This is a genomic window from Wolbachia endosymbiont of Menacanthus eurysternus (genome assembly GCA_029715105.1).
In the GTDB taxonomy this organism is placed as follows: Bacteria; Pseudomonadota; Alphaproteobacteria; order Rickettsiales; family Anaplasmataceae; genus Wolbachia.
In genome coordinates this window covers 195,388-211,714 of the sequence record CP085695.1, presented here as the reverse complement: position 1 = coordinate 211,714, position 16,327 = coordinate 195,388, and the positions used below count along the sequence as shown (strand labels likewise).

Annotated in this window: 9 protein-coding genes and 1 tRNA gene; 7 read left to right on the top strand and 3 right to left on the bottom strand. The window is 27.8% G+C overall.

Features of this window, described 5'->3' with window-relative positions; all coding sequences use genetic code 11:
- Positions 1 to 28: 28 nt before the first annotated feature.
- On the bottom strand, positions 29 to 1,384 hold the full coding sequence (gene murD, locus LJI21_00840) for a UDP-N-acetylmuramoyl-L-alanine--D-glutamate ligase (protein ID WFW29850.1): 1,356 nt from the start codon (positions 1,382 to 1,384) through the stop codon (positions 29 to 31).
- 128 nt (positions 1,385 to 1,512) lie between these two features.
- Between murD and LJI21_00835 the strand changes: the two genes are divergently transcribed.
- Together LJI21_00835 and LJI21_00830 are read left to right on the top strand one after the other, a co-directional pair.
- Positions 1,513 to 1,881, top strand: coding sequence for a 2Fe-2S iron-sulfur cluster binding domain-containing protein (locus LJI21_00835; GenBank protein WFW29849.1), 369 nt, complete (start codon positions 1,513 to 1,515; stop codon positions 1,879 to 1,881).
- The gene (locus tag LJI21_00830; protein WFW29848.1) at positions 1,874 to 2,968 is read left to right on the top strand and encodes a hypothetical protein; all 1,095 of its coding nucleotides are present in this window, start codon (positions 1,874 to 1,876) and stop codon (positions 2,966 to 2,968) included. The genes LJI21_00835 and LJI21_00830 overlap by 8 nt, the downstream gene beginning before the upstream one ends.
- Positions 2,969 to 3,259: 291 nt before the next feature.
- On the opposite strand, the gene LJI21_00825 is transcribed toward LJI21_00830, so the two are convergent.
- Both LJI21_00825 and LJI21_00820 read right to left on the bottom strand, forming a co-directional pair.
- Positions 3,260 to 3,331, bottom strand: a tRNA-Glu gene (locus LJI21_00825).
- Positions 3,332 to 3,621: 290 nt separating this feature from the next.
- A complete protein-coding gene (locus LJI21_00820) occupies positions 3,622 to 5,169 on the bottom strand; it encodes a lysine--tRNA ligase (protein ID WFW29847.1) in 1,548 nt (515 codons plus the stop codon).
- Between the two features lie 292 nt (positions 5,170 to 5,461).
- Here LJI21_00820 and LJI21_00815 point away from each other — a divergent pair, with 292 nt between their 5' ends.
- The 5 genes from LJI21_00815 (at position 5,462) to LJI21_00795 (ending at position 16,183) form a co-directional block, all read left to right on the top strand.
- Positions 5,462 to 5,779 (top strand): VirB3 family type IV secretion system protein, encoded by a 318-nt coding sequence (locus tag LJI21_00815; protein WFW29846.1) that lies wholly within the window; start codon positions 5,462 to 5,464, stop codon positions 5,777 to 5,779.
- Positions 5,780 to 5,803: 24 nt separating this feature from the next.
- Entirely contained in the window at positions 5,804 to 8,203 is a 2,400-nt protein-coding gene (locus LJI21_00810) for a VirB4 family type IV secretion/conjugal transfer ATPase (protein WFW29845.1), read from the top strand.
- The gene (locus LJI21_00805; GenBank protein ID WFW29844.1) at positions 8,196 to 10,703 is read left to right on the top strand and encodes a type IV secretion system protein; all 2,508 of its coding nucleotides are present in this window, start codon (positions 8,196 to 8,198) and stop codon (positions 10,701 to 10,703) included. Before LJI21_00810 ends, LJI21_00805 begins: the two co-directional genes overlap by 8 nt.
- 149 nt (positions 10,704 to 10,852) lie before the next feature.
- A complete protein-coding gene (locus tag LJI21_00800; GenBank protein WFW29843.1) occupies positions 10,853 to 13,237 on the top strand; it encodes a type IV secretion system protein in 2,385 nt (794 codons plus the stop codon).
- A 15-nt stretch (positions 13,238 to 13,252) separates the two neighbouring features.
- Positions 13,253 to 16,183, top strand: coding sequence for a type IV secretion system protein (locus LJI21_00795; protein WFW29842.1), 2,931 nt, complete (start codon positions 13,253 to 13,255; stop codon positions 16,181 to 16,183).
- The last annotated feature ends 144 nt before the right edge of the window (positions 16,184 to 16,327 follow it).

Here is a 16,327-nt window from a genome sequence, read left to right as displayed (position 1 = left end):
TTGCTTCATATCATTAACATAATACCTATTAAACAATACGTATATTATTATAATCACGCTTTAAATTTTCAAATGCATTACAAAAGGCATTGCCACGTTCTTCGAAACTCTTCCATTGATCAAAAGAAGAACATGCAGGAGAAAACAATATAAATATCTCTTCTTTGCTTCTTATAGCTTCCTTAAAAGCTATTCTAAATGCATTCTCTAAATTAAAACATCTTACATAATCTATTCTATTTCTCTTCATAATACTTGCAAATATCTTCGTTGATTCCCCAATTAAAAAAGCTTTCTTAATTCTCGTAAAATACTTACTACATAATGACCCTATATTACCACCCCTTTTACTTCTTCCACCAAGTATCCAATATATATTTTTATAAGATAAAATCGCTTTTTTGGTAGATTCAACATTAGTTGCTTTGCTGTCGTTAACAAAGAACACATTTTTTATCTTACCAAGCATCTCATTTCTATGCCTCAGGCCCTGAAAAGATTTAATTCCATTTACAATAATAACATTATCTATTTTAAATAGCTTATATAACACAATATATGCAGCTACTATATTTTCCGCATTAGATACTAAATTTATTTTTATATCACATACATGATATAATTGAATCTCAGCTTTAGAACACTGAAATAACAAAGAATATAGCATCGAAGCTGAAATCGAAATTTTATTTCCTGTAAATTTATTAAAAATATTAGCAGTAATCTCACTATCACATCCTATCACAGCAATTTTGCTGCCTTTTATTAATTTTAATTTAGTTGCTATATAATTCTCTACGCTTCCATGTCTATCTATATGATCTAGTGTTATATTGAGTAATATAGCAATATCTACGTTGACTTTATCAATCAATTCTAATTGAAAAGATGAAAACTCAATTATATAAATCTCTACATCTTCTTCTAAATCTAAAACAGGAATACCCAAATTTCCTCCAATGGCTACCTTTTTTCCTGCAGATTTTAATATATGTCCTATTAGCGACACAGTAGTTGATTTACCATTCGTTCCAGTAACACCTATTACTTTCTGATTAACGGTTTTAACCTCAAAGAATAACTCGATATCTGACTTTATTTTGCAACCATAACTTTTCGCAAGCTTTACTATCCAATGTTCTGGATATGAAACTCGAATTCCAGGACTTAAAACTAGCATTCTCATCTCTGACCAATAATACCTACCTGGGTGAATAAAACTACACATTCGATATATTTTTTTAAAACTTATTATTTTTTCAATACTATCATCCCAAACATACACCCTCGCACCACTATTAATCAGAACATTAATAACGGATAAACCAGTTTTACCAAGACCAAAAACTGCAATATTTTGATTCTTATATTTATTCAACTGCATTTTCTCTAATGTTATTTACACATCACTATATAAAGTTATGGATGTCTATTATAAAAAATTTGCAATATCCATGCATTCAAATTATATTGCATATCAATTAAAATTGATATCTTAATATATAATTAAATATGCCACTAGTTTTTTTTACTTTTCCTAATGGAAATAAAAAAAGTTATGAAGCTATAGAGGGAGAAACTCTTCTCAATTTAGCCTGTAGAAATAATCCAGACATACTTGAAGGTGCATGCAATGGTTCCCTTGCGTGTTCCACGTGTCATGTGATTGTCGATCCAAAATTTTACGATAATGTAGAAATGCATAATCCTATATCTGACGAAGAAAATGATATGTTAGACCTAGCTTTTAATTTAACGGAAACGTCAAGACTTGGATGTCAGATAAAAATTACAAAAGATATTGATGGTTTGCACGTAATAGTACCAAGATGTACAAGAAATATTTCGCTTAACAAGCGAAATAATCATTACGGTGCGTAAAACCTATACTTATATTTTGTACTATATCGCAATTTTTTTGGTTTCATTCTTATTAATCTATAGTGGTTTTTGGTATTTCTCTGCATACAAAATAAAGAATCTTTTAAAAGAAATAATACATGTTAACGACAAAAAATTTAGCATTCTGCATGACTTTAGTGGATTTCCTTTCAACTTAATTTTTCACATAAAAAACCCAAAATTTTCTGATAAACAACTAACTATCTCACTAGAAACTTTAACAATAAAAAATAAATTATTTAATAAATCGATATATGTTAGTATACCAAACAACGAAATTGATATTGCAATTCATTATAACAACAAAAAAAAAGATGTAAAATGCTATACAAATAATAATAATCACTTTATTTTTAAACTAAATATCTCACCCTTCTTAATAAATTTTAACAAAAATAACGATGTAATAATGATACACCATATTATAAATACATTTCGCTACGAAGATTATGGCTTGAAATGCATTTCTAATTCAAAAGATCAGCATTATATTGTAACTGAAACAAACGATAAAAGTAGTAATAACTATATTGAATTCTATATCAATGAAAAACTAAATAAAACTAAACTAGGATTTAATTTACTTATTTATAAATATAAAGATACTTTAAATCTTAAAAATCACTTAAACATCGATATCAAGTTTAATTATGATTTCATGAATCACATCTCAGCTTCTAAAGCCCATTTCAATATAGAAAAATTTTTAATTCAAGGTAATAATTTTTCTCTTATCGCAAATGGTAAAATAAGAAACTATAATCTAGTTACATCTTCATTTGAAGACGAGATTAAATTGATCATATTAAATTATGAAGAACTAATTTCATTTATAATAAACAAAGAAAAATATCCAAAAATTTCAAATATACTTAAAAAATTAATATTTTCTTTATCAGAAAAAATAACTAATAAAAACGTTCAATTTTCAATAAAATATAACAATAACATAAGATCAAGTTTTATAGGAAAGCTATCTGCTACTGATTTTATGAATCAACTAAATCAAATCACTGAACTAATAAAAACTAATAATAAAACGAATAAACAAATTTCTACATCTTAAATCAAATGCTTAAAGATCGTAAGATGCTTTTATTCGAATGAATAAGATAGTATTATAGAAACAAATCTAAAAATTCAGAATAAACACAACCCACAAGCCCCCCCTTTTTTTTGTAATCATATAATCAAATATTATCCCTCATTAAATAAAATGAGCATCAACACTTGTAATCTTTATAACAAAAATGGTCCTTATCAAGGATTACAATTACCTGAAACATTACAAATGAAATAAAACCTTCATTTATTACAAATAAACCACTCATATTGAAAATAATATAAAAGTATAATGTGACTCTTACGGGATTTGAACCCGTGTTACCACCGTGAAAGGGTGGTGTCCTAACCACTAGACGAAAGAGTCAATGCTACTTTACCCAGCTATATCTCATTAATTATTTTATATAAAGTATATAAAGTCAACTTAATGTGTACCCTTGCTCTAATATATACAAGTACCCTAATAATAATTTAAATCAGAATACTAATATCTCATTTTTATACATATAATATATACATATTAAAGTATCATTAAAACATCAATTAAAATTAATAATTAACATTATTACAAAATGATGTTAAAATTGCATTATATTTAGATATGAACTCTAACAAATGACAAAAATATGTTAATTATAATTATCTTCAAGATACTCAAATACAAGAATAAAGTGTACGTTTAATAGCTCCCTCTATAAGAGAAATAGTATTATCTATTCCATAAAACTTTATAAAAGATCCAATTCTTGGACCAGTCTTTTGACCAAGTAATACTTCATACAGCAACTGAAACCAATCACGTAAATTATAATTATATTTTTTTCCGATAGAAAAAAATAAAGATTGAATTTCTTCAGCAGTGGTAGCAACAGGTAGAGAATTTAAAATTTCCCTTAAATCTAACAATATCTCTTTCTCATTTTCATTCGGAGACCTATATATCTTAGTTGGTTTAATAAAATTAATATAATACTTAACTGCAAAACCTAGAAGCATATCAATAATCTTATTATTCTCTGGCGTAATATTCGATAAATAAGTAGATACAAAACTCCAAAGAATTTCTTTATTTTCGGCATTACAAACTGTTGCTAAATTTAAAAGCAAAGAAAAACTCATACCAGAAATTTCAATATTAGGAACACTACCATGATGAATATACCAGACAGGATTATTTAAATCTTCTTTTCCACTTTCGTTATAGCGCCTAACAAGATGCAAATATTCATCAATTGATTTTGGTATAACACTAAAACACAAACGTTTAGCTTTTTTAGGACTCTGAAAAATATACAAAGCCAAACTTTCTGCTGGTGCATAAGTAAGCCACTCTTCAATTGAAATACCATTTCCTCTTGATTTTGATATCTTCTTTTTTTCCTTATCAAGAAAAAACTCATAACAAAATAAAAGGGGTGGTTTTCCTCCAAGGATATTACATATTTGACTTGAAAGTATAGAAGATGGAACTAAATCTTTTCCATGAGCTTCATAATTAACACCAAATGCAGCCCATCTCATTCCCCAATCAGATTTCCATTGCAATTTGCATCTCCCTTTTGTCACTGGAACTTCTACCTTTTCTCCATTTACATCTTTATATGTAATTGTTCCTTTATCTATATTCCTTTCAATTACTGGAACCTGTAAAAGTTGAGAAGTTCTCGGACATATCGGTAAAAATGGACTATAAGTTCTCCGTCTTTTTTCTCGAAACGAAGGCAGCATTACGTGCATCACTTTATCATAATTTTTTAACAAAAGCAAGAGCTTTTCATCGTAAACACCAGATCTATAGCACTCCGTAGCACTTCTAAATTCATACTCAAATTTAAATAAATCAAGAAATTTACATAACAACGAATTCATATGATGACCATAACTCTCATGAGAATCAAAGGGATCAGGTATCATAGTCAGTGGTTTATTTAAATGCTTTTTTAGCATCTCCTGATTTGGAATATTATTAGGTATTTTTCGCAAACCATCCATATCATCAGATACTACAATAATTTTAATTTTTATACCAGGAGATATCTTTTTTAATGCATCTGCGACAGCAGTTGTACGAAAAACTTCTCCAAAAGTACCTATATGTGGCAAACCTGAAGGTCCATATCCAGTTCCAAATATTATCTCTTTTTTATCAGGAAACCTTTGCAATATTTTTTCAGCTTCTTGAAGCGGCCAACTTTTGTTCATTTTAATCGTTACATAAACACCAAATCACTTGCTTTAAGCGATACTCTATCAAATAATTTGCTCTTTAAATACAGTAAATACAAATAAATATTGTAACAGACAGCAGTAAATGTAGCAACCTTGTTATATTTAAATAAACTATTAACTAAACTTATAAAGTTTCTGCTTTTAACAAATACTTTTTATTTAAACGGGCCCCGTATTTACTTATACATACATATAATATATTCTCTAATTAGTTAGAAACTATTTTTAATTTTACAAAATTAAATCTTAACAGCTATATATACATATGAAGTCTTTTAATGCAGGAGGTTTACTTATGGGTAATATACAAACAGATCAACTATTTAAAGGCCTCACAAGACCTGCTATGCTTTTTGGTGTAAGCTATATGTTCGCAATACTAAACGTTTTAATTTGCATGCTAATCTTCATCAATTTGAATGATTTTAGAACTTTTCTAGTGTTATTTGGGATACATGGATTTGGTTATGTAGCCTCTACAAAAGAACCATTATTTATTGAGCTATTTATAATAAAATTAGGAAAATGTTCTAAGTGTTTAAATCGTTTTTACCACAAAGCCAATTCTTATGACATTTCTTAAAAATTACATATTATATATTATCTCATGTTGAAATTTAAAGCTATTCAATCAAAAAATAAATCTATCCTAGGTAGAGAAATTCATGCTGCAGAATTTATACCTTATTCTTACTACTGGAATAATACAACTTTAATAACAAAACAAAATTGGTTAATGAAATTTATAAAGTTAAGTGGTTTTGCATTTGAAACAGCTGATGATGAGGACTTAATTATACAAAATAAGATCAAAAATCAAATGCTGAGAAGCATCTCTTCTCCAACATTTGGTTTATATTTTCATACTATTAGGCACAAAAAAAATATTTTTTCTGATGAATTTGCAAGTCAAAATTTCCCAAATTTTTTTGCTAATCACATAAATTTAAAATGGAGAAAAAAACACGAAACAAGACAATCATTTATTAATGATTTATATATTACAATTATTCGTAGAACAGATACAAAAGGAGTAGAATTTCTATCACATCTACTAAAAAAATTTGGACATGTAAAACATGCTTGGGAGAGCGACATGCGTGCTATTTACGAAGATTTGGAAGAAACAACAATCCGTGTGATAACTAGTCTTAGAAATTATTCACCAAAAATCCTAGAAGTAAAAGAAACTACAAATGGTTTGTTTTGTGAAATAATGGAATTTCTATCAAGAATAATAAATTGTGGTTTTGTTACAAACATATTATTTCCACTGAAAACTAGAATATCAAGATATTTACCAATACACAGACTATTCTTCGGTCATAAAATGATACAAGTCGTAACTCACAATGAAAACAAATATGCTGGAATAGTTAGTATAAAAGAATATGGAAATAATACCTTTGCAGGTATGTTAGACTCCTTTTTACAACTTCCGTATGAATTTATCATTACACAATCTTTTCAATTTACAAATAGACAAACAGCAATCGCAAAAATGCAAATACAACAAAATAGGATGATACAATCTGCAGATAAAGCTATCTCTCAAATAGCAGAAATCTCTCATGCACTTGATGATGCAATGAGCGGCAAAATTACATTTGGCGATCATCATTTAACTATCCTATGTATAGAAAAAAATCCTAAATCACTAGATAACGCTCTATCATCAATAGAATCAGAACTTTCTAATTGTGGTGTTTATCCAATTCGTGAAAAAGTTAATCTTGAACCGGCATTCTGGGCACAACTCCCAGGTAATTTTGATTATATAGTAAGAAAGGGTACAATAAGTAGTCTCAATTTATCAGGTTTTGCATCTCAACATAATTATCCTACTGGTAAAAAGTTCAATAATCACTGGGGAGATGCCGTTACAGTTTTTGACACAACATCTGGAACCCCATTCTTTTTTAACTTCCATATAAGAGATGTTGGACACACGATGATAATCGGCCCAACTGGTTCAGGTAAAACTGTTTTAATGAATTTTTTATGTGCTCAAGCAATGAAATTTTCTCCAAGAATATTCTTTTTTGATAAAGACCGAGGTGCGGAAATTTTTTTAAGAGCACTCGGTGGTACTTACACTATAATAGAACCAAGAACAAGAACAAACTTCAATCCGCTACAACTTGAAGATACTCCCAATAATAGAACGTTTTTAGTAGAATGGATAAAATCTTTAATTTCTGTATACAACGATAAATTCACTCCCGAAGATATTATGCGAATTAATGACGCAATTGAAGGAAATTTTAAATTAAAAAAAGAAGATAGATTTTTAGGAAATCTCGTCCCATTTTTGGGACTTGCAGGTCCTGATACTATAGCTGGAGCAATATCTATGTGGAATGGCAACGGTTCTCATGCTGCAATATTCGATAATAGAGAAGACTTATTAGATTTTACAAAAGCAAGGATATTTGGATTTGAAATGGCTAATTTACTCAAGGACCCCATTACTCTCATACCTGTCTTAATCTATCTATTCCATAGAATTAGTTTATCTTTAGATGGTACTCCATCCATTATTATTCTTGATGAAGCATGGGCATTAATAGATAACCCCATTTTTGCACCAAAAATAAAGGATTGGCTAAAAGTATTAAGAAAATTAAATGCTTTTATAATTTTTGCTACTCAAAGCGTTGAAGATGCAAGTAAAAGTTCTATCAGTGATACACTTATACAACAAACAGCAACACAAATTTTTTTACCGAATTTAAAAGCCACTAACGTTTATCGCGACGTCTTTATGTTAACTGAACGTGAATACGCACTAATTAAACATACAGACCCAAGCACTAGATTTTTTTTAGTAAAACAAGGGATCAATGCTGTTGTAGCTAGAATAGATTTAAAAGGTTTGGATGATATAATCAGCGTATTATCTGGACGTACAGAAAGCATCCTACTGCTACATGATATCCTAAAAGAAGTTGGAAATAATCCGAAGGTGTGGTTACCTATATTTTATCAAAAAGTAAAAAATGTTTAAAACAAAACTAACATTTCTATTAACTGCAATAATTTTATTAAATATAGATTTTTTATCCTTATATCCAGTATTTGCAAGTGATATCATAAAAAATGATACTGAAAAAATAAAATTTACTAGCAGATTTAATTCTGCTGGAAGCTTTAACCTTGCATCAAACCCTAACTGTGAAACATTCAAAACAACTGCAGCACTTGCAGGAATAACAATTGCTATTAGCGCAATATTTACTGGCATTATTTTAATAGTTTCCTCTACTGGCTTATTTTCTGCTCTTGTTATTGTCGGAATGATAACTGCAATCATTGGGGTGTGGAAAACTATAGGAGGACTTGTTGTTTGTCAACATAGTTTTGTTAAACATCCAGTTGCGCGCGACCGTTATGGAAAATATAAAGATTTCAAATTAAAAAATGAATATGTAGATTATAGTACTCTTACAAATAAAAACTATCAAACCGAAGATGAATATTTTTCTACGCTACAAAAAAAATCAGGAAAAGATGGAAAACAAACAGAAAAAGAAATTCTCGACCTTACTGATTGGAAAATTATCGATCTCAATAGGGAAAACTATTTCTGGCCTAAGAATAGTGTCCAATATAGTGAATATATAGAAGTATGCTATCGAAACCCTTTAACGTTTAATAACCTTTTTAAAATAAATAATTTTGACCTTAGAGAAAAACCTGGATATATAGATTTTGATGTTAGAGAGAAAAATACTGGATATGTAGATGGATTATGGTCGCCAAAAGTCGATGGCGAATTAAAATGTGAAATCCTAAAAGCTGGACAAAACAAAACTATAAACGGATCAACATTTAAAGCAGTAAGAAAAACTGGCAGATTATGTGTAGAATTAGAAGATATTGATATATTTGGCATAAAAACAACTCCTTGGCCACAAGGAGTTGATATAGGATGTACAGAATTACCACCTGATCCAATTTCTCCTATGTGCAAAGAATCTAAAATGAAATTTAGAACAACAAATGGTGTTATTATCACTGATAATGATCCTTTCAATGATCTTCTCAAAGGGAGTGAAAATAAAGATTATAAATCCCTGATAAAAGAAAGAGAAAAGGAAGGAGAAATTTTCATAGGTTATGATAATACCAATTGCTTTGAAAGATATATATCTGAATCTTGCTATAATCAAACTGGAAGTAAATCATTAGCACCTATTCCAATAACCTCTATGATAGTACAGTGCATCAAAGAATCGTTAGATAACTTAGTTGCAGGTATTGATTCAAGTGGAAACTTACTAATTAATATTGACGGAAGTAAGAAGGGTAGCTTCTTGTCCTCAATACAAAAAAAAATGAAAAATACTATAACCACTATTTTAATTTTAGCATTAATGCTATTTTCCATAAAAGCTATGTCTGGTGGAATACGTAGTATACAAGAAATGTATATATTAATCATTAAATTTGCTTTGGTAATTTATTTTACTACAGGCAATACTATGTCTCACTATTATGAAGAATTAACAAAATTATCAAATGGTTTATCAGAAATAGTACTCAAAGCATCATCTGAAAGTAAAAATATATGTAATTATGAAACAGGTAAAGATTACGAATATTTACATAATGGAAAAAGAGTATCTTACAATTATCTTGCACCTTGGGATAGACTCGATTGCAGAATTCTATTTTACTTAGGAGCACCTTTAGACGGAATCAGTAATAAAATTGGTAATATAGGAAGTATGGGAGTATTAACTATTCTACTCGGTGCTGCTCCAACTTTATTAGTAGCAGGCTCCATAATTGGCATCATCTTTGCCGGGGGTCAAATCCTAGTAGCTCTTACTTGCATATTTATGGCTGTTATGATGATGATGGTTATCTTATGGATATGCTACATATTTATTCTATCATTAATTGCTCTAAGTGTGATAATCATTTTATCACCTTTATTTATTCCTATGATTTTATTTCAACATACCAAAGGATACTTTGATGGATGGTTAAAAGAATTAATTACTTATAGTTTATACCCTGTTATGCTTTTCGCATTTCTATCCTTTATGTTTGTAGCATGCGATAAGATCTACTTTAAAAAATTAACATTTGAAAAAGAAAAAATTAAAATATTAGGTAATGAAAAACAATGGTTTAAATTAAAAAACGATAAATGTGATAATAATGAAAATACTCTTGCATGTATGATGCAAAATTACAATTTTAAAAAAAGTACTATACTTGGTATATTAGACTTTACATATATAGAATTTAATAACTCTCTAATTGGAGAGTTATTAAAATTAACTTTAATACTATTCCTATTTTATCATTTTTTAAGTATTTTACCAGGAATGGCCGCAGAACTTTCTGGTAATTATAGAGCGTCACTCAGTCATGATAATACAACAGCAAAAATGATATCAAAATTCTTTTCTACAGGAAAATCTATTACTGAAGCTATTGGTAAAGCTAAACTTGAATATGCCACCAGAACAACTAGTAAAAATGACATTACTTAGAGTTTTTAATAAATCTCATTTTATCAAAGTAAAATAAAAAGAAATTCTTAATTTATATTTTATATATTAAAACAAAGTTTAATAAATTGCATAAATTTAATTACAATCATTTCTAATTTTATATGTATAAATTCACCCTATTAGGAATAGTGTTCTTTATACTATCTAGCTGTGAACATCACTGTGTTAAACCTGAAAATTTAAATCTACACGAAAAATCAGATGTAGTATCAACAGAACAAAAATGGGTCGATTCTGGCATTCATATTTCAGATACTATAAAAATAGTAGAAATTAATATCTTACCCAATAAAGCTGACCTTTATTCTAAACAATACGAAGATTTTACAATCCAACCCGGAAAAAATTCTTTCATACTGTCAAAATTTTCCCTTAGAATAGGTGACAAAATAAGTTTCAGCATCGTTGGAAACAAAATATGTAAGAAAATAAATGATATAAAAAAAATTAGATATATAAAAATCGATGAAAAATGTGAAGATGAAGAAGATCAATATTTTGCACATATTTTAAATCAAAGCGAATGTCAAGAAATATGGCAAAATGAAGAATACAAATATACAATTTGTCCTAATAAACTCACGATAGGTAATACAAAATGGATATCTGGACAGGAATATTGGAATTCAACTTTTCTAAAACATAACAAAAAAGAAATAAAAAAAGAAATTGAAAACATCATATCTACAATGCAAAAAGAAAATATAAGTTGTAACAAGCTTTTAAATAATCAAAAAAGCAAAATAGATACACATATTTTAAATTTTGCATGTCAAAACACATGCTATTATCATGGCCGAGATTGTGTCGAAATTGAATCCAATACTATAGATAATGGCAATATAGCTAAGAATTTTGGTAATACTTTAATTTATTCTAAAGATAGAATAAGCGAAATTATTAGATTCGCCGAAGAAATAAAAAAAAGAGAGATAAAAACTTATATCCCATCACTAATGGTATCAATGAAGGGAGAAAAGTTTGAATATGGAAAAGAGAGCATACGCACTAATTACGATTACGAAATAAAAAACAACCATTCACAAGGTGAAAAATTAACTTTTATATTAACTTGCAAAAAACAATGTAACGGAGGCTATAACGTAAGAGTAACAAAAACTCTAAACTCTACTGACTCAAAAAATAGTCTCTATATACATATATCTAACACATTTCCTAATCATGACCCAGACGAATCTCAGGGAGACATATCAATTAATACTAATAAAATTCACGATACAGAATATATGAAAAACTTAAAAGAAAAATTAAAAAATAAAAAAGGCACTGTATATTACAGAATAATGAAAGACAATGGATACAACGAAAACAAAAGTCAATTCAACATTAGATTAATTACCGAAGAACCACGTATAAAAACATTTAGTATAATATATGATTTCTTTGATAAAAGAATCAAAACTATATTTTTTGGTTCTAACAACATAAATTCAATCCATTCAGAATTAAGTGTAACACAATCTATTTATCAAAATCTCATATCATCAAATAGAACAAAAACTATTAGATCCACAATAATATCACTATTAGTATTATACATAATATTATATGCTCTCTATTATTTTTTTGGTTTAACTCACGTTTCTATATATGAGTTCTCGATTATATGTATAAAAATAGGAGTTATCACCCAACTGTTACAAGATAACAGTTGGAATTTGTTTTATAACAATGCCTTTTCTATTTTTATAGAAACTCTAAAACAACTAATAAATACAGTAAACTTTAAAAATACAACATCAAACGTTTTTGAATTTCTAGATTTACCATTAAGTAGACTTCTATCATTACACTCAATCTTATTAACGATATCCCTTATATTTTCCGGCTATCTTGGTATTATATCCTTTTGTTTAGTGATTTGGGGATTATTGACGATAACATTATCCATTTTTAACGTCTTATTTTCTTTTATTACATCTATAGTGATAGTTGCACTACTACTCTCTCTAACACCTATCTTCATCATATGTCTCCTATTTGCATACACCAGACAGTTATTTTATAACTGGATTAAAAATTTAGCAAGATTTACAATTCATCCAATAATACTTCTAGTTTTTGTATCATTAGTAGGCCAAACTTTAGATTATATCATATATTCAATATTTAATTTTGAAGTTTGTACTACATGCATACTGAATGTTGATCTTAAAATTTTCGAATTTTGTATCTTATACGGATATATTTCAAAATATACACCTAATATTACTACTATAATAATTTTTGTTATATTAGGTCATATTATGAAAGCTTTAGTTGAAGCCTCTTCAAAAATATCTGACTCGTTATTTAACTCTTATACACATAATGAACCAGGAAAACAATACCAACAAAACCTAATGAGTTTAATAGGAATAGATAAACAAAGCATCTATAGAAGAAAACAAGCTAGAAAAATAAATATTTCTCAATTATTAGATGTATCAAATAAAAAACTCGAATTACCAAGAAGTCTCCCTCTAAGCACTAAAATGAATAGAAGAATTTAAGAAAATATCACAAACATGATAAATAAAAAATCACTATTATTGGTAATGTATCTTATAATTACTAACTGTAATATGGACTGTATAGAAGCAGGAATCCAAAAAGGAAATATCAGTGTTAACATAAACATTCCTGTTCATAAATCCGACGAAAAAATCAAAATTCATTGGGTCGATTCTGGTCAAACAATTAATAAAAATGAAAAAATAAAATTTAATCTCAATGGGTCAATAAATTTTTGCCCCAACAAAAATAAAAATATAAAAAAAGTACTTGTTCCTGCTACATTTTGTACTGATGGCTCAATTCCAAACTATAGTAGAGCTGCAAATATTGATGATGTACCTGATAATTATGGTATCGATGAAAAAAAAATAAATGAAAACGAATTATGTGGTAGTAAGGGGTTTGGTAGTAATAGACGTTACGTAAATACAGGAATTAAAGTAAATCCTGGCGATAAATTAAACTTTAACTTAGTTCCTAGAGAAATAGAAATCAATCCTAATAATCTAGGGAAAAAAATCAGTATTGACGATAACTGTTACAAAACTAGAATAGGAAATGAAAAAGTATTAGCAAATGAAATACTTAATATTAATGATAAAAAGGGAAAGGTATTTTATTGCGAAAATAAAAGCGGAAAAAGAAATAAAACAGAATTTTTTCCTCTTCTTGATAAGAAAAGAAAAGTATTAGTTGGCAATGGATACACTCCGTACGATAACAAGATCCATTTTAATAAATATTTCGTTCAGGATGATGAACCATGGATAAATGGTGCACTATTGGACTTACGACAAACAAAAATAGGTTTAAACGAATTATGCGATAAAAAAAACTGCGATTTTAATAAAATAAAACAGTATAACTCTACTCTAATTGGATTAGAACAACTATATAACAAAAAAAACTATCATAATATTATCAACGAAATAAAGAAGTATGATTCTTATGAACTCAATTGTTACTACCAGAATATATGTTTTACTAAAGAAGGTATATTCAATGAACACTTACATAAAAAAGGAATTCGAAATTGTATCTCCTCTATAAGATATAAAAAATATGACAAAAAAAATTTTGAAAGATGTGATATGTATTCACATCTTAAAACAGTTGAAAATAAACTCAAAAAAATTAAAGAAAATGAAAATAATTCTAACACCATATTAATGGATGAAAAAAATACCGATATCATTTGGGCTGAAGCTCTTGTCGCAAAAATAGGTAATTCAGACCTGATAAAAAACCTTGAATTTGACACAAAAAACGATAACATTAAAAGTGTTCAATGTCTTCCAAAAGAAAAAAACACCACAGGTAGTTACGAACAAAAGAAGTATGATTCTTCTATGCTTAAATGTTCAAAACCCAGCAATAATTTTGAAGATTTTTCCTTAAGATTAAATCATAGCTATAAAGTAAATGAAAATGTATTACCTAATAGTGATGTAATGTTAGCTATCGCAAATCACGGTTTTTATGAATTTAATAAAAGAGGCGGGTATCACGTTGAAGTAAGTAGATCTTGTGAATACATCAACGGTCAAAAATTATACATATATATAGGTGATAATGCACCTAAAGATTTAAATAACATTGAAGCCAATGCTAGTTTTAAACCAATAAGGATAAATGAAAAAGATAAATCTACTAATATAATAAGCGGAGAACATCTTCAAGATGGAGAATCTAAAAAGATATATTTTGGTATCGACGTAAGCAATATAAAAAAAGAAGATATAACAGACGAAAAAGGTAAATATTACAAAAACAATGGATATAATATAACCTTATTTATTAATAAAAAAATTAATAATTTTGTTTCATCAAATATAAACATGATATTCGACTTTACAAAAAAAAAGATAATCGAAGATAATATTAAAGAATTACATAAAGGATATGCTAAAGGTCTTCTTAAGAGTATAAGAGTCTTACTTACATTATATATCATACATACTATCGTTAGTTATATGCTTGGAACAATACAATTAAGTAAACTAGATTTTATCATAAGAATAATGAAAGTAACATTTATAACTTTCTCTTTTAGTAATAAGAGCTGGGAATTCCTTGGAGAAACTTTATCAAAACTTTTTATAAATAGCAGCATTCATTTAGTAGATAGCTTTTCTGGTTATATAGGAGAAGAAAACAAAAAATTTGCATTTCTGGATTTAACAGCAGGAACGTTATTTACAGGAGAAACATGGTTAAAATTTTTGTCTTTAATATTTGCTGGTCCTTTTGGTTTTATCGCCTTTTTAATAATATCTCATGCTAGTTTCGTATTCTTAAAATGCATTATCAGTGCTATATTTAAATATATGATATCTACTATTTTAGTAGCATTTTTATTATCATTAACACCTTTATTTACTATATTTATTTTATTTCAACAAACTAAATTCTTATTTGATGGATGGATAAAAGCGCTCGCTCATATAGCTGTACAACCAATAATTTTATTATCATTCTTATCAATATTAAATCAATTGATGTATTCAGTCTTATACAATTTAACAAACTTTTCCGTATGCTACCAGTGCATAATTAGTGTAAACTTTTTGTCACATGATTTTTGTTTTATGAAATCTATGCTCCCACTTGGATATAGCCCCAACACTGATGTTAGTACGGTATTAAACAGCAATAAAACTATTGGATACTTTGCAGAATTACCAATAGATTTAATTCAAGCAATTATATATCTTATTATAACTAAAGCGATAAGAGTCTTCGTTTTTACATCAGAAACTATAACTCAAACAATATTTAATGTTGGTTTCGCCGTTGCTAATAGTATTAGTCAAGTTACTTACAATGCGTCACAAGCCCTACTCTCAACCGTAGGACTTGATGATATGACTCAAGGAAACAAAAGAAGTGGAATTAAAGGTATAATACCACACGTTAGAAACATAACTAACAACAAAAATTAAACAAAAATACCAAAATTATAAAATCCTGAAAAATTTTATTGATCTAAATAAAAAATTTAGAATTAATACTAAATATAGTAAAATAATATAGAAGCTACTACAAAAGTAAAAATATCAAATTCTAAAATTAGAAAAATACAAAAT